18 protein-coding genes are annotated in these 22,087 nt (G+C 57.8%); 11 read left to right on the forward strand and 7 right to left on the reverse strand.

Annotation, left to right across the window (positions count from 1 at the left end; genetic code table 11):
* Positions 1-175: 175 nt before the first annotated feature.
* The 3 genes from ACYJRZ_RS19200 to ACYJRZ_RS19210 form a co-directional block, all read right to left on the reverse strand.
* Positions 176-625, reverse strand: coding sequence for a (2Fe-2S)-binding protein (locus ACYJRZ_RS19200; protein ID WP_095436645.1), 450 nt, complete (start codon positions 623-625; stop codon positions 176-178).
* 23 nt (positions 626-648) lie between these two features.
* Positions 649-1,026, reverse strand: a complete 378-nt coding sequence (locus ACYJRZ_RS19205; protein ID WP_233788644.1) for a c-type cytochrome — start codon at positions 1,024-1,026, stop codon at positions 649-651.
* A 172-nt stretch (positions 1,027-1,198) separates the two neighbouring features.
* Positions 1,199-1,753 carry a helix-turn-helix domain-containing protein gene (locus ACYJRZ_RS19210; protein WP_459461602.1) on the reverse strand — a complete coding sequence of 185 codons (555 nt, stop codon included), beginning with the start codon at positions 1,751-1,753 and terminating at the stop codon, positions 1,199-1,201.
* 210 nt (positions 1,754-1,963) lie between these two features.
* Between ACYJRZ_RS19210 and ACYJRZ_RS19215 the strand changes: the two genes are divergently transcribed.
* The 6 genes from ACYJRZ_RS19215 to ACYJRZ_RS19240 all read left to right on the forward strand — a co-directional run bounded on the left by ACYJRZ_RS19215 (position 1,964) and on the right by ACYJRZ_RS19240 (position 8,447).
* Positions 1,964-2,740: an SDR family NAD(P)-dependent oxidoreductase gene (locus tag ACYJRZ_RS19215; protein WP_244575400.1), complete on the forward strand. Its 777-nt coding sequence runs from the start codon at positions 1,964-1,966 to the stop codon at positions 2,738-2,740.
* A gap of 236 nt (positions 2,741-2,976) precedes the next feature.
* Positions 2,977-5,754 (forward strand): helix-turn-helix transcriptional regulator, encoded by a 2,778-nt coding sequence (locus ACYJRZ_RS19220; RefSeq protein ID WP_113407229.1) that lies wholly within the window; start codon positions 2,977-2,979, stop codon positions 5,752-5,754.
* Positions 5,755-5,921: 167 nt separating this feature from the next.
* Entirely contained in the window at positions 5,922-6,752 is an 831-nt protein-coding gene (locus tag ACYJRZ_RS19225; protein ID WP_095436650.1) for an alpha/beta fold hydrolase, read from the forward strand.
* 24 nt (positions 6,753-6,776) lie between these two features.
* Positions 6,777-7,496 (forward strand): hypothetical protein, encoded by a 720-nt coding sequence (locus tag ACYJRZ_RS19230; protein ID WP_113407230.1) that lies wholly within the window; start codon positions 6,777-6,779, stop codon positions 7,494-7,496.
* Between the two features lie 385 nt (positions 7,497-7,881).
* Complete coding sequence (locus tag ACYJRZ_RS19235) at positions 7,882-8,175, forward strand: IgG-binding virulence factor TspB family protein (RefSeq protein ID WP_112303588.1); 294 nt, start codon at positions 7,882-7,884, stop codon at positions 8,173-8,175.
* Positions 8,100-8,447 (forward strand): anti-sigma factor family protein, encoded by a 348-nt coding sequence (locus ACYJRZ_RS19240; RefSeq protein WP_459461605.1) that lies wholly within the window; start codon positions 8,100-8,102, stop codon positions 8,445-8,447. The genes ACYJRZ_RS19235 and ACYJRZ_RS19240 overlap by 76 nt, the downstream gene beginning before the upstream one ends.
* A gap of 132 nt (positions 8,448-8,579) precedes the next feature.
* Here the strand turns inward: ACYJRZ_RS19240 and ACYJRZ_RS19245 are convergent, their stop codons facing one another.
* Both ACYJRZ_RS19245 and ACYJRZ_RS19250 read right to left on the reverse strand, forming a co-directional pair.
* The gene (locus ACYJRZ_RS19245; protein ID WP_459461607.1) at positions 8,580-10,265 is read right to left on the reverse strand and encodes an FAD-dependent oxidoreductase; all 1,686 of its coding nucleotides are present in this window, start codon (positions 10,263-10,265) and stop codon (positions 8,580-8,582) included.
* 104 nt (positions 10,266-10,369) lie between these two features.
* On the reverse strand, positions 10,370-10,555 hold the full coding sequence (locus ACYJRZ_RS19250) for a hypothetical protein (RefSeq protein ID WP_095436655.1): 186 nt from the start codon (positions 10,553-10,555) through the stop codon (positions 10,370-10,372).
* Positions 10,556-10,743: 188 nt separating this feature from the next.
* Between ACYJRZ_RS19250 and ACYJRZ_RS19255 the strand changes: the two genes are divergently transcribed.
* From ACYJRZ_RS19255 to ACYJRZ_RS19275, 5 genes are all read left to right on the forward strand, one after another.
* Complete coding sequence (locus ACYJRZ_RS19255; RefSeq protein ID WP_371864954.1) at positions 10,744-11,931, forward strand: efflux RND transporter periplasmic adaptor subunit; 1,188 nt, start codon at positions 10,744-10,746, stop codon at positions 11,929-11,931.
* Positions 11,928-15,113 (forward strand): efflux RND transporter permease subunit, encoded by a 3,186-nt coding sequence (locus tag ACYJRZ_RS19260; RefSeq protein WP_113407232.1) that lies wholly within the window; start codon positions 11,928-11,930, stop codon positions 15,111-15,113. The genes ACYJRZ_RS19255 and ACYJRZ_RS19260 overlap by 4 nt, the downstream gene beginning before the upstream one ends.
* 159 nt (positions 15,114-15,272) lie before the next feature.
* Entirely contained in the window at positions 15,273-16,235 is a 963-nt protein-coding gene (locus ACYJRZ_RS19265) for a GlxA family transcriptional regulator (RefSeq protein WP_095436658.1), read from the forward strand.
* Between the two features lie 130 nt (positions 16,236-16,365).
* Positions 16,366-17,124, forward strand: a complete 759-nt coding sequence (locus ACYJRZ_RS19270; protein ID WP_095436659.1) for an SDR family oxidoreductase — start codon at positions 16,366-16,368, stop codon at positions 17,122-17,124.
* A 66-nt stretch (positions 17,125-17,190) separates the two neighbouring features.
* Positions 17,191-18,432, forward strand: a complete 1,242-nt coding sequence (locus tag ACYJRZ_RS19275; protein WP_233788797.1) for an MFS transporter — start codon at positions 17,191-17,193, stop codon at positions 18,430-18,432.
* 69 nt (positions 18,433-18,501) lie between these two features.
* Here ACYJRZ_RS19275 and ACYJRZ_RS19280 read toward each other — a convergent pair whose 3' ends face one another.
* Positions 18,502-19,134: a glutathione S-transferase N-terminal domain-containing protein gene (locus tag ACYJRZ_RS19280; protein WP_095436660.1), complete on the reverse strand. Its 633-nt coding sequence runs from the start codon at positions 19,132-19,134 to the stop codon at positions 18,502-18,504.
* 330 nt (positions 19,135-19,464) lie between these two features.
* Positions 19,465-21,615 (reverse strand): xanthine dehydrogenase family protein molybdopterin-binding subunit, encoded by a 2,151-nt coding sequence (locus ACYJRZ_RS19285; protein ID WP_459461680.1) that lies wholly within the window; start codon positions 21,613-21,615, stop codon positions 19,465-19,467.
* Between the last annotated feature and the right edge of the window lie 472 nt (positions 21,616-22,087).

A 22,087-nucleotide genomic window follows, 5' to 3' on the forward strand; every position in this document is an offset into this window, starting at 1 on the left:
CAGGGCGGCCATGGCGAAGTTTCCCAGCCTCCTCACCGTGGTGTTCACGTCCACAGCCCTGCGGCCACTTCGCAGACGCGCAGCAATTGGACACCCAACGGCGACCACCCGCGTTGAGGATGGCTTCTTTCCGGAATATCCATCTTTGAACACAGGTTCTTGATCATGGAGGGTATCAGGCCGATACGGAGTGGATCGCCTCACGGATACGGACATATGTGCCGCACCTGCAAATGTTGCCCGCCATGGCCTCATCGATCTCAGCATCGGTCGGTGTTGGATTGGCAGTAAGCAGGAAGGTCGCCGACATTATCTGTCCAGACTGGCAATAGCCGCACTGCACGACTTCATTCTCAAGCCAAGCTGCCTGGACCTTCGCGCCGATCTCCGTTTTTCCAACGCCTTCGATTGTTGTAATTTTCTGACCGTTAATCATGTCAATCGTCGTCTGACACGCACGGACGGCCATATCGTCGATATGGACCGTACAAGCACCGCACTGGGCAATGCCGCATCCGTATTTGGTACCGGTCATACCGAGGATGTCACGAAGCACCCAAAGAAGTGGCATGTCGTCCGGAGCATCGACCTGGTAGGTCTCGCCATTGATAATGAGAGTTTTCATGCTTTCGCTCCTCTAGTGCCGGGTTAGCGGGCGGTGAGTGTTTTCAGATAGGCGATGAGATCGGCGCGATCCTGGTCCTTCGGGATCAAGATCGCCATTCGCGTTCCCTTGACGACGCTCGAAGGCGACCTGAGAAATGCGTCAAGCGCTCCTTCGTCCCAGATGATGCCCGATGATTTCATCGCGGCCGAATAGCTATAGCCTTCCGCGGTTCCTGCTGGCCGTCCGACCACGCCAAGGAGTCCGGGACCGACCTTGTTCTGTTCGGTTGCAGCATGGCAGGCGCTGCAGCGCGTGAAGAGCTTCTGTCCCCTATCCGGATCGCCATCTGCCCACGCGATCGAAGCTGCGGGCGCGATCGCCATCCAGCCCAGCGCCAAAAGACAGAAATATTTCCGCACAGTACCCTCCGCTGAAAGTGCGACAACCCGGCGGAGCTGAATTGCTTCGCCGGGCGCTCGCAAACCGAGCCATGGGCTGCATGCTCCAACTTCGAAATCTGACAGCCGACGCCGTAACCTAGCCAAATGCTCCCTACGCCGCGAAGGTGTGGTTTGAATGAGTGCCATGCCCTTAGACCGCGATGGTACGTTCAGACGACTGGGCAAGCCTTGACCATGAGTGCGATGCAGTTGTGATAGTCGATCCGTTTGCGTGGCGTCGCCGCCAATTCAACGGCGTAACCCCAACTAGGCGTTTGAACACCTTCGAAAGATGAGCCTGATCGCTAAGCCCGCATGCTTGCGCAATCTGACTTAGCGGTTCGTCAGTAGAGGTGATGAGGAATTTGGCCGCCTCGATCCGTCGAGCGAGGACGTAATCATAAGGCGACTTCCCGAACGAGACTTTGAATCCCTTTGAAAAACGGCTAACGCTGAGCCGCACCTGAGCTCCAAGCTCCTGCACCCTTATACAGCTTTCGACATTATCGTCGATGTAGCGCACGATCTTGTTTTTTTGCCATTCGGCGAGGCCAGCAACCGTCCTGCCGCGAGGAAACGTCGGTGTTTTCGTCGGAGCGGATACGGGTGTTGGAAAATGCGCCGTGAGGCCGTGAGTATTCAAACTCCATACCACCGCCTGATTATTTGCCGGGCGCAGCTGAGCGGATGAAACTTGATTTTGCATTGGCGTAACTCGTTGCTTCGGATGCCGTTGAACCTAGTCTCGGCATTCGGCGCTAAGCGAGTTAAGCGATGTTAAGTCTGGTTAGCAGTGTTACGGTTTGCGCTGCGGAGGTTTGCTACCCAATTTTACAATACGGGTATCGGCCCTCCCCGTACGGTCGAGCGATGGGCGAAGCTGGGAGTAGGCTTCGTTGCCGTAGTTCTGAAGGAAATGCCTGTGCCAGAATCGCCCCACGACAACCTACGCCCGCTCGCAGGCCGAGTGGCGCTACTAACAAACGCCGACAAGGGCGTAGGGCGTGCCACTGCAAAACTGCTTGCCATTGCGGGAGCCGACCTGGCGCTAACGGTCGATGCCGGCGAACTTTCTCCCGATTTCATCGTCGAACTTCAGCAGTTTGGCAGTCGAGTTATGAGTTTTGACTGGCCAAACGACGGATCAGGAGTGGAATGCACGCGACTGGCGCGGAAGGTCATCTCGGCGCTAGGTCGAATGGACGTGCTCATTGCGAATGCACATCACCGCGCCCATTGGCAGATCGATGACGTGGACATGGATGAGGACGCACTCGATGCGCAGTATTCGGGTACCCTTATGGCGACCTCAGCGCTTATCCGCGCCTCCGTCCGATTCATGGAAAACGGAGGACGGATAATCGCGCTCAGCGCAAGCCTCGCGGACCGGGTTGGAGCACCTGGTCTGGCGGACTATGCGGCCACCCGAGCGGCAATCACGGCTTTCTGTCGCGGCGCAGCCCACGACCTCGGGCCGCGGGGGATCAATGTCAACGTGGTCCAAATCGGGTCGATTCAGGCCGAGCTCTCCGAGGCCTCTAGCGAAATGCTTGAAGCCGAGAAGCAGTCAAACGTCCTCAAGCGACTGGGAACGCCTGAAGAAGTCGCCCACGCGATACTCTTCCTCGCCGGGCCGAATTCCTCGTTCATCACCGGAAGCGTTTTAAACGTCGACGGCGGATATAACGCATAAGGACAAGCTCAGATCTCGTTCGCTCAATGGTCCGTTGCATAAACTGACCGGTTGGTCTATCTCCCTAGCAAGACCAAAGGCGAGCCTGACGTGGGACAAGACCGCTTACGAATTTTTCCTGTCGGAGCTTTGCGCGCCGCGCCTACGTCGGCGACCGCGCCCCTATTCGGCTGTCCTGACAATCACCCCTCATCATTCGCGTGTTATCGCGGCTCTAACCCAGCCGGATGCTTCCAATGACCGTACTAAGGTTTGGACGATTTGAGTTGGATACCGCCCAACGCAAGCTGACCGAATCCGGCAACGTACTTCGGCTCGGCGGCAAGGCATTTGACATATTGGTCGTACTTGCAACTTCGGCCGGCGAAGTGATCAGCAAGGAAGCCCTGATTGCAGAGGTGTGGCCGGATACGACCGTAGAAGAGGGCGCGCTCCGCGTGCACCTGGTCACACTCCGAAAGCTTCTGGGTGACCGCACGAGCGGGAGATACATCGAGAACATACCTGGCAGAGGTTACATTTTCGTCATGCCGGTGGAGGGCTCAGGGGTCGAGTCCCTCAATCAAGCAGAGGCCAAACCGCAGGTTCTACAGCAGCGTTTCCCGCGACTGACCGAACGCCTCATAGGTCGAGACGACTTCGTGGCCGAAACCGCGGGTTTGCTCTCGACACATCGTCTGGTGACGATTTCGGGAGCAGGCGGCGTTGGCAAGACGTCCGTCGCGTTGGCGGCTGCCGAAATCATAAGTGCTGCTCGCGAGGTCTTGTTTGTCGATCTCGCCTCGTTAAGTGATGAAAAGCAGATCGCACCGACGCTGGCGAGCCTGCTCGGATTAAGTGTCGTCATCGACAACGCGGAACATGCAGTACTGGAAGCTCTGGCCGAACGTGACCTCCTCCTCTTACTCGACAACTGCGAGCACGTAATTTCGAAAGCGGCTGTTATCGTCGAGGACATCCTGGCGACCACGAGGCTGGTGACTGTGCTCGCCACAAGCCGCGAGCCTCTGCGCATTGCGGGGGAAAGAATACGACAGTTACCTTCCCTTCCTGTGCCTCCGGAAGACAGCCCCCAATCATCGCTACTGAAATATCCTGCGGTCGAGCTTTTCGTTGACCGGGTTATGTTGTCATCCGAACTGGAGGACTTCGATAATCCGGACAGGCTTGCGGCGGCTGCGTCTATCGTTCGCCGTCTGGATGGTATCCCGCTTGCCATCGAACTTGCCGCATCCGGCGTCGCCAACCTCGGACTTACCCACCTCGTCGGATCGCTGAGCGACCCGCTCGCCGTTCTACGTCGAGGACGACGAACAGCGCCTCCAAGGCAGCAAACCCTGAGGGCGACACTCGATTGGAGCTTTGATGGGCTGACGGATAAGGAACGCCTTCTGTTTGAATATTGCGCGATGTTCGCCGGCGCTTTTTCAACCGAAGCCGCCCTGACGCTCAGTGCGGGCGTGATGGCGGAGGAGGATTTCTACGAGGCCTTCGATGGCCTGTTCCTGAAATCACTATTCTCGGTGAGCGGCGACGGGAAATATCGACTTCTTCAGACGACAAGAAGCTACACTCTGGAGAAGGTTAAGAGAGGAGACCAGGCCCACCGGCTACACGCGTCTCATGCCGACTACTGCGAGAAGGCGCTTACCAGCGCCACGCGTGACTGGCCAACACTTCTGACCGCCGACTGGATGCGGCTCTATTCAGATTTGATCCACGATATCCGCAGCGCGATCCATTGGTCATTCGAGTCTGTCGAATCGGAAGAATTGGGAATGCGCCTCGCTGCCAATTCCAAAGTACTTTGGGTTCAGCTCGGATTGATGAACGAGCAGATACAGGTCCTTGACGAAGCTTTGAAACGCATCCCTGGGTCGGCGCACGAGGGGACGGAAACCGAACTCGACCTCCGAATTTCCAAAGGAAGCGCACTATACCACGTTCAGGGATACTCGAAAGACGGCGATGCACTCCACGAAATTGATCGGGGGATCGAAATAGCGAAAGCGATTGGCAATGTAAGCAAGCGTATCCACGCAAATGCGGCGAGAACAGCCATCCTCTGCTCGCATGGCAGGTACCAAGACGCGATTAATGCCACGCTCGCGCTCCGGGACGAGAATCCACAAGTGCCATCGCATGTGTTTAGTGCCATGCTCGAGCACAATTACTTCTTCAACGGCGATCTTGCGCACGCGAGAAAGGAACTTGAGGGTTCGCTGGACGACGGCAGCGGGTCGATCAGGAGGACCGCGAATCCCGGACTGGGTTTCGACCAACGGATCACGGGCCTAGCGGTCCTGGTGTTCGTAGAATTCCTCGAAGGCAACATAGCCACCGCCATGGATCGCCTCGAGAAGTCAGTAGAGGAAGCGGAGGATTTGGGGTATTCGATCGCTTCATGCCTCCTTCTCATGCTGAGTGCGTTTCCGATGGCTTCGCTTGTGGGACGACACAGCCAGGCAAATGAATACCTCAACAAAGCAGAAAGCCTGGCGAAACAGCAAAGATTGATCCGTTGGCAACAGTGGATTTCGTCGTACCGGAACGGGTTGTCCGAAGCAGACAACCACGATGCTTTGGAGAAGGCGCTTACAGGGCTGGCTGCACTGAGGCTGGAATACTTCCTGATTATCTGCGGAGCGCGTACGCCAACAGCTCATGTCGAACGCGCACTTCAGGGCGAGGCCGGTTGGTGTCGTCCAGAATTGCTCCGCCTGCTGGCGGTCGCGAAGTTCCCGACAAATCCGGAGCTAGCGAAAAACATCGCCGCTGAAGCGGTTGCGCTCTCCCGTAAGATGAGGGCGGTGTTCTGGGAGTTGCGTTGCCTGATGACCGCTTATGAACTCTCGCCGCGTTCTGACCAACCCACCATTGTCGATGACATCGAAGCGGCGATCGCCAAATTCGAACCGGAAAGCAAGACCGTGGATCTCAGCGCGGCAATAGAGCTGGTACGATCGGCTCCCTGCCGCAGCGACCTAGCGCCGGCGAACGTTTCCTCCTCCTAATCCGACGTAGGTAGAGATCAAGTCAGTTGCGGATGATCAAAGTCCGCGGGCGGGACTTCTGTTTCGAGCGATAAACCAACTTAACACCGATTAACTCGCGTAACGGCACCTTAATCGGCACTTTCCTTCACACCAACATGGACGTGATGACAAGGAAAGGATGCCTGATGTCCGTCAAACTTGAGGAAGCCGAAACAAGGTATGTGGAAGCCTACGGAATTCGCTATGCGTACCGTCGGCTAGGCCGTGAAACCGGGACCCCCCTGGTTTTTTTGCAGCATTTCACCGGAACGATGGATTCATGGGATCCGGCCGTAGTGAACGCTCTCGCGGTGAATCGGCCCGTAATTGTTTTCAATAACGCCGGCGTCGGAACATCGGGAGGCAAGACTCCCGACACGGTCGATCAGATGACCACGGATGCCGAGAGCTTCATAGCGGCGCTCGGTTACGAGGAGGTTGATCTTCTCGGCTTCTCCCTCGGCGGGTTCATCGCACAGCTTATGGCTGCTCGCCCGGCCGTCAAGGTCCGCAAGATCGTACTCGCAGGCACAGCGCCCAAGGGCGGCGAAGAGCACCTGATGCAGGTCGTCGAGGAAGCATTCGCGCGAAATGCCGAGGACGTCCGCCTTCCCCTCTTCTTCACTCCGTCGGAAGCAAGCCAGGCTGCTGGACAGGCATTCATCAATCGCGCCGTTGTTCGGACACATCAGCGCGATCCGGAAAGTTCGGATTCCGTCAGCAATCCGCAGGCAGCCTCCATCATCGGATGGTGCGCTGACAAAGACCCCGACCACAAATCGTTGAAGGCAATCAAGCAGCCAACGCTCATCGTACATGGCAGCAGCGATACGATGTTTCCTTCCATCAACGCGTACGAGATGTTCAAGAACATGCCGAACGCCACGCTCGTTCTATACCCTGACTCCGGTCACGGCGCACTTTTCCAGTACCCCGAAACGTTCGTCGCGCACGTCCAGCACTTCTTGAACAGCTAAACAAAACAACTACGGAGAAGACAAATGCACTCCCTCGTCGAGAAAATTATTGCCGCTCATGGTGGCCTGGAAACCTGGCAGAAGTACACGCGTCTCACAGCCCATCTCAAGCAAGGTGGCGTTTTGTGGCCGCTCAAGGGGCATTCCGGCCAGCTTGACGTAACCAACGTCTCGGTCGGCCTCGGCGAGGAGTGGGCTTCCCACGACCCCTTCAGCGCCGAAGGAAAAGTGACGCGGTTCGAGCCTGATCTGGTCCAGATCAAGGATGCACGTGGGAAGGTCCTCGAAGAGCTCAAGCATCCCCGCACGTCGTTCACCGGCCACACGCTGGAAACTCCTTGGTCCGACCTACAACTTGCCTATTTCGCAGGCATCGCAATGTGGACTTACTTCAACATGCCGTTCCTGCTGGCAGCGCCCGGGGTCGAAAGTGAGGATGTCGGCGAGTGGACGGAAAGCGGAGAGACGTGGCAGCGTTTGAAGGTCACGTTCCCCGCCAATATCGCAACGCACAGCACCGTCCAGACGCTCTACGTGGACGACAGCGGTCTCCTCAAGCGGCACGACTACGACGTTGAGATTGCGGGAAACACTCCGGGTGCCCACTACATCGGCGGCTACAAGGAAGTTCAGGGACTGATGTTCCCGACCGAACGGCGCATTTTCCCCAGACAGCCTGACGGCAAGTCAATGCCGGAACCGCTCGTAGTATCGATCGATCTTTCGGACATACATCTTTCGTGAGGTAGCGGGCGCGCGGGCAACCACCCGCGCCCTATAACGCTAGCGGGGCTCGTTGCCCCGCTTCCAAGACCGGAATTGCTTGAAATCCCACCGAAACAGACCTGAAACATAGACTGGCCGCGTTCATGAAAGAGTTCACGAGAAACGTGTTGCCGCACGTTCCAGCCTTTCGAAGGTTCGCAAGCGGGCATGCGGCGGACATTGGGTCGGCCGATGCACTGGTGATGATTGCATTGAAAAAACTGAAAGCACGATGGATGTTCCTCGGCTTCGGCGACCTCAGGATCGAAGGCTACGGTCTGATCCATAGTCTTGCGGAAAGCGATGTCGCGATCATCGACGAAGTCGAGAGCCAACAGATGCCGGAGAATGATACCGGGATCGCGTGCACCCTGAGAAGATTGACCGCACTCGACCGAAGCATGATCCTGCTCACTTCAGTCGAACAGCTGACTTTCCAGGAAGTCGGGAGCGCCTTGGGCATACCCCACAGCTTCGTAATCAACGAACTCCCTCTCGCGAGAGAGCGACTGAGGGAGTTCGTCGAGATTCCACTACGGGCGAGCGCACACAAGGGCACACATCTCAGGAGCATCAAGTAATATGCCAACCATCACTGAAATCGAAATCCAGCTGTACATCGACCACTCCCTTCCCGAGGAGCGCAATCGCGCTGTGAAACAATACCTGTACGATGACCTGACAGCTGCGCAACGGATCGGGGCTTACGAGCGCCACGCCGACGCACTTAGGAGAGCGCTCTCTCCTGTCGCCGAAATGCCACTTCCTTCGATCTTCGAGCCAAGCGCGCTCGAGACGGAGTTGTCGCTGTCGCCTTTAAGGCGTCTCAACTCGATCACTGGCGCAATCCTCACAGCCGTCATCGCCTACGTTGGATGGGGATGGTGGCGAGTGCTCGAAGAGCACATAGCCCATTTTCTAGTACGTTAGCATAGGGAGCGTACGACGTCCCGTTTTGCCTGCTCCATCGGGGCCGGGTTTCGTCTCTCGCTATGAAATACGTGATGTCGTGGATAAACGCGTTTCCTCTAATGGCCCTTACTGTGCCTGCGCGTGCTTCCGTCAACCCGTGACGTCGAGAAACTTCAGCGCCTGATGTATCTGGCTGACGACCGCGGCCCCCTCGCCCACGGCTGCGGCAACTCTTTTGGTCGAGCCGGCGCGTACGTCCCCGATTGCGAAGATGTTGGGTATGCTCGTCTCCAGGGCGAACGATTGCCGCCCGAGGGAAGACGAGACATCTTCATCGAACCCCCTGCCTGTAAGTACAAAACCGTTGTTGTCCATGTCAATTTTTCCGCCAGTCCAACTTGTGTTGGGGTCGGCTCCGGCAAACAGGAAGAGGTGGCCAAAATCACAGGCCCTCGTCTGCGTCGATTTCTTATGCTGCAGGATGCCTGAGACATTTGGCCCATTGTCCCTGCTGACGGAGACTAGTTCGTAGCCGAGATGTCTTTCGACGTTAGGCAACGCCGCAATCCGTTCGATGAGATATGACGACATCGTCTCGGAGAGATCGCGGCGAACGATCATGTGCAGTCGCTTGACGCGTGGCGCGAGGAACACGACCGCCTGGCCAGCTGAATTTCCACCTCCGATAAGGGCAACGTCCGAGTTCTCGCAAAGCTTGGCCTCTAGGGCGGAGGCCCAGTACGAAACAGTGGTATCCTGTATCTTCTGCAAGCCGTCGATCTCGGGCGTGCGATACCGCGCACCGGATGCAATCACGAGCGACTTTGCACGAATTGACTGCCCATCTTCGAGTTTCAGCGATATGGGTGCTGACCGTGCACGAGATATTTCGGGGGCCGTCAGTTCCCTGACCTTCAGCGGCAACGCAACCTCTACTCCGAATTTGAGCGCTTGGCTGAAGGCTCGCCCCGCAAGTGCAGCTCCGGAAATTCCAGTCGGAAAGCCGAGGTAATTCTCGATACGGGATGAACTTCCCGCCTGTCCGCCGATCGCGCGTTGGTCGATGACAATCGACCGCAGACCTTCTGAGGCCGCATAGACCGAGGTTGCCAGACCTGCCGGCCCTGCTCCCACGATCGCTACGTCATACAAGATCTCCGGATCGAGCTCAGGAGTGATGCCGAGGCATGCCGCCGCCTCCCCTTCCGTCGGGTTTCTCAGCACCGTGCCGCTTGGGCAAATCATCAGCGGCAGTTCGCTCTGCGATATGCCGAGTCGCTCGACGAGAACCAGCCCTTCCTCGTTCGACGCGGCATCGAGGACCGTGTGGGGGTATTCGTTGCTGGCGAGAAAGCGCTGAAGGCGCAGTAGGGACGGATCACTCGATGTCCCGACCAGGATGGAGCCGCCCAGACCAGTATCAAGATAGGCGACGCGACGAAGTATGTAGGCGCGCATAACAGTCTCGCCGACTTCCGCGGACCCGATGATGAGTGCTCGCAAATGTGCCGCATCAAATGGAATGGCCACACAGCCATCTGGACCGGCCCTGAGGCCCGCCAATGAGGGACGGCCCGATAGCTGGTTGATTTCGCCCGAGAACTGACCGGCCTTATGAGTAGCGGCATCCTGATCCCCGCGAAAGCCATCGTGCCGAAACGCATCGATCCGCCCTTCGAGAACCAGAAAGGCCGGCGCGTTCCGCTCGCCAACAGGAAATATCTCTTGGCCAGGATTGAATGAAAGCGGCCCCTCACTGGCGAATCTGCGGGCTGTCTCTACCTGCAAAGGAGTGAGCGTCGGAAATCTCTGATAGTCGCGGGAACCGTTATCCATGGTCCATTCCTTTTGTCCACGAGCAGTGAGGCCGCGGACAACCTGTCAGGCCTTCGAAAACGCTCGACCAATATTTGAAGCTCGGACGGCGGCCTAGCTCTCGGTCATTCCATCTTGCCGGACGCCGGAGGATCGCTCGCCGGGAAACTTTCCTCGAGTGCTTCCTCGAGAAGTGCGTCCGCGGGAGAAGCTGGTGCGTCTCCTACTTCGAGGATGATGTCCGACAGCTCCGGCAGAGTTTCGATACCGTCCCGAACAGGTTCTTTGCTGACCTCAAGCTTCTTGTTCATCGATCCCGAGCTCCTTTCGTATCAAAGGTTTCCTAGCGATCATTCCGACGTCGATATTGGACGATCGGGTTCCCTCGGGGAGGACCGATCTTACAATCGTTTTTTGCTCGCCTCCGGCACTCCTTTCGAGCGTGCAGCATCGGCGTTGGCCTGTGACGCGCTTTTCCGCAACACCACAGGGGGCTTTGATGAAGTACCGCTCTATTCCATTTTCACTTTGGCTCCTCGCCTGTAGCGTCGCTTTGACTTCGGTCGGAGTTGCTCAGGAAACAGGTACTGCGCCGACGGTCGTCGTGGCCAAGCCAGTGCTGCGCGATGTCGTAGACCGCGATGAATTCATCGGCCGTTTTCAGGCGGCCGAAGAAGTCCAAATCCGGGCGCGCGTAGGCGGATACTTGCAGGCGATCAACTTCAAGGACGGTCAACTCGTCAAGGAGGGAGATCAGCTCTTCGAGATAGACCAGCGTCCTTTCTTGACTGCGCTTAATCAAGCGCGCGCAAACCTCGCCGTTGCCAATGCAGGCCTTACCTATGCGCAAGCTGAGTTCGATCGCGTCAATTCGCTGGTGAAGTCCGGAAGCCAGACGATATCTACTCTGGACGACCGCCGGCGTGCGCTGGACTCGGCTCTAGCGAGTGTGCAGGGTTCGCAGGCGGCATTCGACCGCGCGAACCTTGATCTAACATACAGCCGGATCACAGCACCCCTCGGTGGCCGGATCGATCGCCATCAGATCTCGGTGGGCAATCTCGTGCAAGCCGACGAGACGCTACTGACTTCCATCGTCATGCTGGATCCGATCGACTTCTATTTCGACATCGATGAGCGCAGGCTGCTGAACTACGCCGAAACGGCACGCAAAAACGGCGAAGCCCTGCAGAGCGGCGGCGGACTCAAGGTCTCCGTCACCCTCGGTGATCGCAACCGCACCAAATTCCAAGGAACCCTGGATTTCGCAGAAAACCGCGTCGACCCCCAGACAGGCACGCTTCGCGCTCGCGCGCGGTTCGCAAATCCGGATTTCGCGTTGCAGCCGGGGCTATTCGGCAGGGTCGAGCTTGAGGGATCGAATTCCTATGAGGCTATTCTCATCCCTGACGAGGCTATCAGCTCGGACCAGGATGAGCGGGTCGTTTTTGTTGTCGGGAAAGACAATACGGTCAGTACGAAGGCCATCCGGCCCGGCCCGCGAATATTCGGTTACCGTGTTGTCCGCAGCGGCCTTGACGGAAGCGAGTCCATCGTTGTGAGAGGCGTGGTGCGTGTGCACCCCGGCATGAAGGTCGATCCCAAGGAAACAACGCTGCCCCCGGAAAACAAGGACCCAGTCGGCTCCGCACCGGAAGCCGCTCGGGCAACGGAGGTCGGCCAATGAGATTCGCTCACTTCTTCATTTCCCGTCCGATTTTCGCCTGCGTGATATCGCTTGTCCTGATGATCGTCGGAACGATCGCCTACTTCGAACTTCCCGTCTCCCAGTATCCAGAGATCGCACCTCCCACCATCGTCGTCAGGACCTCCTACCCCGGGGCCGACTCGCAGACGATCGCCGACACCGTTTCGACGCCGATCGAGCAAGAAGTGAACGGCGTCGAGGACATGCTTTATATGTCGTCCTATTCGAGTGCGGACGGAGCAATGACGCTTACGATCACGTTCGCCCTGGGAACCGACCTCGACAAGGCGCAGGTCCTTGTGCAGAACCGCGTAGCCGTCGCCCTTCCTCGACTGCCCCAGGAAGTGCAGCGCCTCGGCGTCACCACCACGAAAAGCTCACCCGACCTCCTCATGGTCGTGCATCTGCTCTCGCCGAATGGTCGCTACGACCAGCTCTATACGTCCAATTACGCGCGAAACCGCGTCAGGGATGTGCTCGTCCGCCTGCAGGGCGTGGGCGATATCCAGATCTTCGGCGAACGGCAATATTCCATGCGGATCTGGCTCGACCCGGAGAAGCTGTCTTCATATGGAATGACAGCAACCGATGTCGTGAACGCTCTGCGCGATCAGAACGTCCAGGTTTCCGGCGGCTCCATCGGAGCTCCACCCACAGCAAGGGAGAACCCGTTCCAATATACCGTGCGCACGGACGGTCGATTCCAGGATGCCCGGCAGTTCCGCTACGTCATCGTGAAGTCAAGGCCTGACGGCAGGCTCGTCAAACTCGAAGACGTTGCCAGGGTCGAGCTCGGCGCGCGGGACTACGTAACGAACTCCTACGTGAACAACCAGCCCGCGGTCGGCATGGGCATTTTCGCGCGGCCCGGTACGAACGCACTGCAGACAGCTGCGCAGATCAAATCGATCATGAAAGACCTCTCCGGCCAGTTTCCGCCCGGTCTGGAGTATCGGATCATCTACGACACCACGGCTTTCGTGTCGGATTCGATCAACGAGGTCTACAGGACGATCGGCGAAGCGATCGTGCTCGTCGCCATCGTCGTTCTCATATTCCTGCAGTCGTGGAGGACCGCGATCGTGCCGATCGTCGCGATCCCGGTTTCGCTTGTCGGTACTTTCGCCTTCCTTGCGGCATTCGGCATGTCCCTGAACATGCTCACTCTCTTCGGTCTGGTGCTCGCAATCGGTATCGTAGTGGACGACGCGATCGTCGTGGTGGAGAACGTCGAGCGCAATCTCGCGAACGGTATGTCGCCCCGTCGGGCAGCGCACGTGACAATGGATGAAGTGGGCACGGCGGTCATCGCTATCTCGCTCGTTCTTATCGCCGTATTCGTGCCGACAGCTTTTATCCCGGGAATCTCCGGTCAGTTCTACAGACAATTCGCGGTGACGATTTCAATCGCGACCGCGATTTCGGCGCTGAACTCGCTGACCCTGTCTCCGGCCATTGCCGCGATCGTCCTGCGCGCTCACGGTCACTCGGAGACGAAGACGAACCTTCCGGCGAGACTGGGGAAATGGTGTTCCGAGATATTCAATCACTGCTTCAACAAACTCAGCTCCGGCTACTCCGCAATCGTCCGAAGCATCGTCAGCTCGAAAACCGGTCTAAGCTGCGCAGTTGCCGTCTTTGTCGCCCTCCTCGGAGCAACCTGGTTCCTCAACACTAAGGTGCCGAGCGGCTTTATTCCGATCATGGACCAGGGTTATGCGATCGTGGTCGTCCAGCTTCCGGAAGGCGCATCCCTCGACCGCACCGATGCGGTGATCAAGAAGGCCGGAAATATCGCTAAGGACACACCTGGTGTCGCCAATGCGGTGCAATTCGCAGGTTTCAGCGGTGCAACCTTCACTAACGCGTCAAACGCCGGCGTGATTTTCACGCCGTTCAAGCCGTTCGAAGAGCGGCTGGCTACCGGGGACACGTCCGAAAAGATCATCCGGGCGCTTTATAAAAACCTGCAGAGCGTCGATGAGGCCTTCATTATTGCCATCCCCCCTCCACCGGTTCAGGGCATCGGCAATTCGGGCGGCTTCAAGATGCAAATTATGGATCAGGACAGCTCGAACATGACCCGCATCCTCGGCCTGGCTCGGCAGATGATGGTCAAAGCGAACCAGACGCCGGGCCTCACCGGGGTCTTCACTACCTTCTCGGAATCGAGCCCGGAGTATTTTCTAGATATCGACAGAGACAAAGCCCAGTATCTGAACGTTCCGATCCCCAATATCTTCGACGCCCTATCCAGCAATCTGGGTGTCGCTTACGTCAACGATTTCAACGCATTCGGAAGAGTCTATCAGGTCCGCGCCCAGGCCGATAAACAGTTCCGCCTCGAACGTGACGACATGCTCGATCTCAAGGTCAAATCCGCGGCCGGAGCCCTTGTTCCGTTGGGAACGCTTGCGGACATCAGGGAGACAAGCGGACCAACGCTCGTCCAGCGCTACAACATGTATGTCTCAGTCCCTCTCCAGGGCAACGCTGCTCCGGGCGTCTCCACCGGCGAGGCGATCGCAAAAATGCAGCAGCTTGCCGCAAAGACGCTACCACCGGGTACGACGTACGAGTGGACCGAACTGTCTTACCAGGAAACCCACGCTGGGGGCAGCGCTGTCTACATCTTCGCGCTGTCAGTAGTCTTCGTGTTTCTCGCACTGTCCGCACAGTACGAGAGCTGGATCCTGCCGGCGGCAATCATCCTCATCGTTCCGCTGGCGGTGTTGGGTGCGCTCTTCGGGGTCTATCTGAGGGGAATGGACAACAACATTCTCACGCAGATCGGCTTCGTGGTTCTGATCGGCCTAGCGGCGAAGAACGCCATTCTGATCGTGGAATTCGCGCGCCAGGCACAGGACGCGGGAAAGACTGCAGTGGAAGCAGCTATCGAAGCCTGCCATCTACGTCTGCGCCCAATCCTCATGACGGCACTCGCATTTATCTTCGGCGTTTTGCCACTCGCGATCGCCGAGGGGCCGGGAGCCGAAATGCGGCGCTCGCTTGGCACCGCCGTGTTCAGCGGCATGATCGGAGTCACGCTATTCGGCCTGTTCCTGACTCCGGTGTTTTACGTGCTGCTGCGGTCACGATATATGCCGAGGAAGCACGTCGAGGACGAGTGGGTGCCGGAGACAAAGCAGGCGGCTGAGTAACCCTCTCCGATCGAAGCCGTCTCCAGCCGGCAGCCATCCGGTGGCAATCGCAATATTGCCAATCCATATAGACAAGGTCTGCCGGCGTCTCCGATAGGGAGTAACGTCGGCAGTGCCGCATTCAGCGCCGCACTGAAAACAGCAGGAGTAATCAGGACTATGCGCAGCGTGGGTTTCATTCTCGAGGATGGTTTCCAGGTCATGGGACTGGCGGCGCTGTCAGCGTTCGAATTCGCAAACCAGGAACTGGGTGAAGAGGCCTATAAGTTGACGGTGATGTCTGAAAAGGGCGGAACGGTCAGGTCGTCCTTGAGCATCGGCATCCAGACCAAGAAGCTGGAAGAGTATCCCGATACATTGATGGTCGTCGGCGAGCTGGTTCCGCGTGCGCCTTCACCGGCACTACGGCAATATATCGTCAACGCCGCCACGGAAAGCAGGCGTGTCGCGGGGGTTTGCACAGGAGCCTTCCTCCTGGCGGAAGCGGGCCTGCTCGATGGCCGGCTCGCCACGACCCATTGGGCACACGCACGCAATCTGCAGCGGAAGTTCCCACAAGTTCATGTCGACGAAGATCGAATCTTCGTTCACGACGAGAACATCTGGACATCAGCCGGAATGAGTGCCGCCATTGACCTGACTTTGGCGCTCATCGAGGATGACTACGGGGCGGCGCTTTCGAAGACGATTGCGCGCAAACTTGTCGTCTATCACAGGAGGCCAGGCGGGCAGTCCCAGTTCTCAGCTCTCCTCGAGCTCGAGCCACGCTCCGACCGCATCCGAAAAGCACTCATCTATGCCAAGGAGCATCTTCGAAATCCGTTGAGCGTCGAAGAGCTCGCGGATTCCGCCAATCTGAGCCCTCGCCAGTTCAGTCGGCTGTTCCGTGACGAAACGGGACATTCTCCGGCAAAAGCCGTTGAGCGACTCCGGCTCGAGGCAGCAAAGGCAATGCTCGAGGACGGAAGCCATCCCGTTGAAATCGTGGCACGCGACACAGGTTTCGCTGATCGGGATCGTATGCGCCGCGCGTTTCTTCGCTCATTCGGTCAGCCGCCTCAAGCCGTTCGTCGCACTCTTAAAATGATTGGAGGCGCTGGGCTGGAGAATGTGGAGAGCTGACGGCCAAATAATGTCCTAAAATGCCGTTTCCTTGACATTTGAGACGATCGCATTTTGGGACATGATCCTCCAATCGAAACCGAGGCGATGCGCCTAGAAATACGCGCGCCTCAACGAATAGGAGCGATCCATGAAAACGACAGGTAACACGATCTTCATTACGGGCGGAACTTCCGGCATCGGCCGCGGGCTGGCGGAAGCCTTCCACAAGCTTGGAAACAAGGTCATCATCGCAGGCCGCCGCAAGGCCTTGCTCGACGAAGTCTCCGCGGCAAACCCAGGGATCGATGGCGTCGAGCTCGACATCAACGACATCAACGACATCCATCGCGTCGCCAAGAAGCTGATCGCCGAGTATCCCAAGCTGAACGTCTTGGTCAACAACGCGGGCATCATGCCGTTCGACGATGCTTCCGGCCTGGTTGACGACGAAGTATCACGTCGCATCATTGACACGAACCTGCTTGGCCCGATCCGTATGACCTCCGCGCTCGTCGAGCACTTGAAGGCGCAGCCCGAGGCGACGATCATCAATAACACATCGGTGCTCGCATTCGTGCCGCTCGCTTCGAACGCGGTCTATTCAGCGACAAAGGCAGCCCTTCATTCATACTCGCTTTCGCAGCGGTTCATGCTTCGCGACACCAATGTAGGGGTCCAGGAAATCGCTCCGCCATGGGTCGATACGGACCTGGTCAAAAAGAGCGGCGATCCGCGCGCGATGCCGCTGGATGTTTTCATCGAAAAGACGATGAAGGGTCTCGAGACGGACGCCCCGGAAGTTTACGTCGAGGAAATTGCAGCCCTTCGTGACAACCCGGGGAACAACGAGCATGCCTTCGTCCATGGATTCAATGAATCCTTGGCGGCGAACCCGATCCCAGTCTAAGCCTTCAAAATCGCGGCATTGCCTTCCGGTCTACGGCCGGGAGGCAAATTCCGCAGGGAATCCGTCATGTCAAATCGACTGAAATCCAAAGACAACAGGTTGTCGATTGACGACGTCACGCAAAACGCGGAAACGTCGGCACCCTCCCTGGTCCCAGCTTATTTCCTCGCTCTCGGTACCTTTGCCATCGGCACCGAAGGCTTCATGATCGCGCCTCTTCTACCAACCATCGCCGACGATCTGGGGATGAGTATTTCGACGACGGCCATGCTGGTCGTTGTGTTCACGCTCGTCCTGGCCATCAGCTCGCCGATCACGACCGTCGCCACCGGACGCATGAATCGCCGGGACACACTGATCTTGGCAATGACGTTGTTCACTGCTGGCAATCTTGCCGCTGCGTTCTCTTCTACCTTCAGCACTCTACTCGTAGCGCGCGTCCTGATGGCGGTGGCATCGGGTCTTTACGTTCCAAGTGCCAATGCGCTCGCGGGTGCCATCGCTGGTCCGCATAGACGCGGCCGTGCCCTGGCGATTGTCAGCGGCGGGATGACCATCGCGATTGCACTTGGTCTGCCGCTCGGCGCGCTGGTTGGCCATGCGTTTGGTTGGCGTGCCACGTTCCTGGCTGTCGCGTTTATGGGCCTCATTGCGATCATCGGCATCATGGCGGGCATACGCCGTCAGGTAGGAGACGGTATGACCGTGGCCAGCCTTTCCGAAAGGGTCAGTGTCGTCCGCCAGGCGGCTATACTTGAGCTGCTCGCCGTGACCCTGTTCTGGTCCCTGGGGGCTTACACTGCGTACCCCTACATTGCGCCCTATCTGAAATCCGAGCTTGGCTTCGGAGTGACCGGCATCGCTGCAACCGTTTCAATGTGGGGAATCGCCGCTGCCGTGGGAGTAACCACAGGCGGAGCGCTCAACGATCGGTTCGGCTCGCGAAAGGTTGCTACAGCTTCACTGATCCTTCTGGCGCTGTCCTTCCTTGCCCTTGCTGCAGTGACGGGCCTGACGCCAACAGCTGCGTTAGTTCCAACCCTCGTTGCGATCGCCGTGTGGGGTTTCAGCGTCTGGTCCTTCTTCCCGGCGCAAATGGCGCGTCTCATCCAGGCCTCGTCGCCGTCCCAGGCATCGGTATCTCTCTCATTGAATACCTCGACGATGTATTTGGGTTTCTCTATCGGAAGCGCTATCGGAGCGGCCATCGTTGGTGCCGGCGACATCTGGCTCATCGGAGTGGCAGCAGGTGCAGCTGAAATGATCGCGCTGCTTCTCGACCGGCGCTTCAAACGCCAAGGGGTTTGAGCACAAACAACCCTTGAAAGCTCGGCGGCGATGTCGAACATCGCCGCCGAGCTTTTCGCCATTCGCGTATCACGGCATCGGATCGGGATCGTCGATAACTACGAGCCCGCGCCCCTCTGCATTCAGTGCATCTCGTACCGACTGCCTTTCAGATACAAGTTTGAGCAAATTCCTCACTCGTGGATACTCATCGGTCGCGATACCGAAGTGCCTCGTCCAGCTCCCAATCACAAAGAGATACGCATCGGCGGCCGTGAAGATTTCCCCGGTCAGGAACGGGCCTTTGAGGCTCTCGTTAAGGAACCCGAGGCGGCTACGGATACGCTGCAAGACGAGCGTCCGCATTTCGTCGTCGATCGGCCAGAACATCGGGACGAAGCTCTTGTGCAGTTCCGCCGCCACGTAGCTCTGCCACTCCATGACACGGTAGCGCGGCATGGTGCCCGGTTCCGGCATGAGGTCACGACGCCCAGCAAGATCACAGAGGTACTGAGCGATCACGAGGTTCTCGGTCAGCATCTCGCCGTTGTCTAGTTCCAGAAGCGGTACCATTCCCCGCTGGGCGACCGTCCAGTAGTCGGAGCCATCCGCGCGAACTTTGGCAGTGACATTGATCACCTCGAGGTCGAAAGGTAGACGCGTCTCGCGCAAAAGGATGTGGACGGAGAGCGAGCTTGCCCCGGGATGCGTGTAAAGTTTCATTGGATGATCTCAATTGAGGTGAGAGGTTAGACGACGGTATCCGGCGTGGAATTTACGCCGGTCGATTTTGCCGATGGAAGTATGGGGCTTCCCACCTTCCACGATGGTCGTCGGCGATTTCCAGCCGAACTGCGGACCGAAAGAGACTCTACCCTACGACCTGCGAGCGCCGCTGTGTGTCGACCATGTGATCTTGCGCCGAGACGGTACCACTCGCTTCTAGCCAGCTGTAGGTACCAATTTATGTGACTGATAGCGGTCGGTTTTCGTTTGAGCCCAGAGACGTCGCGCCATCACAGTTGAGCCAACGCCGTCTCTCAGCTCCTGTTGCTAGCTCAGAGCCGCCTCCGCGAGTGGCAGCGAACGGATGCGTTTTCCGGATGCCGCAAAGATGGCGTTCGCGAGCGCACCTGCGGCAGCAGCCGTTGCGGCCTCACCAACGCCGCCGGGTGTCTCCTGGCTCTTGATGTGATAGATTTCGATCTTGGGGATCTCGTTGATGCGGAGCGCGCGGTACATATCGAAATTGGTCTGGTCGACGGCCCCGTCGGTGAAGGTGACCTGATTGTACATGGCGCTGCTCAGCCCGAAAATCACACCTCCCTGCATCTGGGCTTCTACGGTATCGGGGTTGATCGTCATACCACAATCGACCGCGATGACCGATCGAAGAAGCTTCACTTCTTCTTTCGTAATCTCGATGTCGAGGACGTGTGCGAGATAGCTTCCGAACGCCACCTGAAGGGAGACCCCCCGGCCTCTTCCGGCTGGAAGCTTTTCGCCCCAGCCTGCCTTGGCCGCCGCCTCGTTCAGGACCGCCAGCGCGCGCGGGTTTTTGGTCAGCATCCTGCGTCTGAATTCGACGGGATCCTGCTTTGTCGCCGCGGCCATTTCATCCACAAAGCTTTCAACTACGAAAAGATTGTGCGACGGGCCAACTCCACGCCACCAGCTCGTATTGACGCCGTCGGGTTCATTGCGGACATAATCCACGAAAACCGCGTCCTCGTCGTAGGGCGTCTCCGAGGCGCACTCGATGGCATCAGGATCGACGCCCTTGATGAAAGCCGCAGGCGCATAGCGTGCAAAGATCGAGGATCCCGTCACACGGTGCGTCCGCCCGATGAGCCGGCCATCTTTATCCAGTCCCGCCGCGACCCTGTCATAATAATAGGGGCGGTAGTAATCGTGCGTCATATCCTGTTCTCGGGTCCAGACGAGCTTTACCGGATACCGAATGTCCTTGAGAAGCCGGGCGGCGAGTTCGATCGAGTCCACGTCAAGGCGACGTCCGAACGCCCCGCCGATCAGCTGGTTGTTCACAACTACACTCTCTTGCGGTAGCCCGGTTGCTTCGGCGACGGCCTTCTGTGCCCGAACTGGAACTTGCGTGCCGACCCACATCTCTGCCTTGTGGTCCTGAATGTGAAGCGTGCAATTGAGCGGTTCCAGCGGCGAATGGGAGAGAAAGGGCGACTCATAGACAGCTGAAAGCTTCACCGCCGCATTCGAGACCACCGAGGCGGCATCCTTGTCGTTGCGGATGATCACCCCCTGTTGCTGCGATGCCTGTGCCAGCTTCTCGACGATCGAATTGAGGCTCATCGATCCATTGGGTCCAGCCTCCCACTCGATGGCAAGTGCATCGACGCCCGCCTTAGCGGCCCACATATGATCGCCGATTACGGCCACGGCATCCGGCAGCTTGACGATATCGCGGACTCCTTTCACGGATCGAGCCGCATTTTCATTCATCTTCAAGATGCGTCCTCCGACCACTGGGCTAATGGCCAGGGTCGCAAATTTCATGTTGGGAATGATGATATCTATCCCGTAGATAGCGCTGCCGTTCACCTTGTGCGGGGTATCTAGGCGCTTGGCGCGGGTGCCGATGACCCTAAATTCCGAAGGCTCCTTCAGCACAACGTTTTCAGGAACTGGTAATAACGCAGCTTTGGGCGCGACCTCGAGGTATGTCATGGATCGTCCGGTGGTATCGTGATGGACGACGCCTCGCTTGACACGACATTCGAAGGCGGGCACCGACCATTCGGAAGCGGCGGCCTGAACCAGCATCGTCCGCGCGGTCGCCCCAGCTTGCCTCAGGCGCATCCAGTCGGCTCTCGTCGACGTCGAACCACCTGTCGACTGGTCGAAGAGAAGCGGATCGAGATATTTCGAGAGGTCTGGGGGGGCGGGTTGGAGCTTGACCTGATCAAGTCCAACCTCGAGTTCTTCTGCCATCAGCATGGCGCTGGACGTGAAGATGCCCTGACCGACCTCGTGATGAGCCATGATCAGAGTGATGCCGTCATTGTCGATTTTGATGAATGCATTCGGGAAGAACGACTTCTGGTTCTCCTGACCGGCGGCGATTGCGGCTCTCCCGAGGCGCGGCAGCTGGACCGAAAGCACCAATCCACCCGTCGCCAAAACCGTGCCCTTCAAGAAATTTCGTCGCGAGTGCAAATTGTTAATCATCGCTCTCTTCTCCGGTCCGGCACCATGGATCTGACAAGGAAGCCCACATTCCGGACAGATAACATCTGTGAACTTCGATCCGAGAACTTGCGTCCGTGTCGAATGGTTTTCTTGGACGATCCGGCAGCAACAGCGGGAACTTAAAAAAAGGTGCTCTGATCGGATCCAGTCGCTCCCAGGTGGCATCTTACAGGACGCGGTCGTCTGCCCGGCATATCGTGGTTTATCAACCCCGGTAAATTCGATGAGCGGCATTCTGCTAATCGAGGGAAAAACAGCGGCTGTCGAAAGCGTCAGGCGCAAACCTGTCACCTCGGCGTCTCTACTATGCCTGTTGGCCTCAAGATCGCCCCGCATTCGGATTTGGCCATAGGCGTGCAATTTTGGTTGGTGGGCTCTGGATTTGTCGTTAGCCGTCCACCGCGCCCATGTCTTGTTGTTCGAAAACCGAGTGGAAATTACAACTAACGCA

The organism is Rhizobium sp. No.120, from assembly GCF_054558365.1.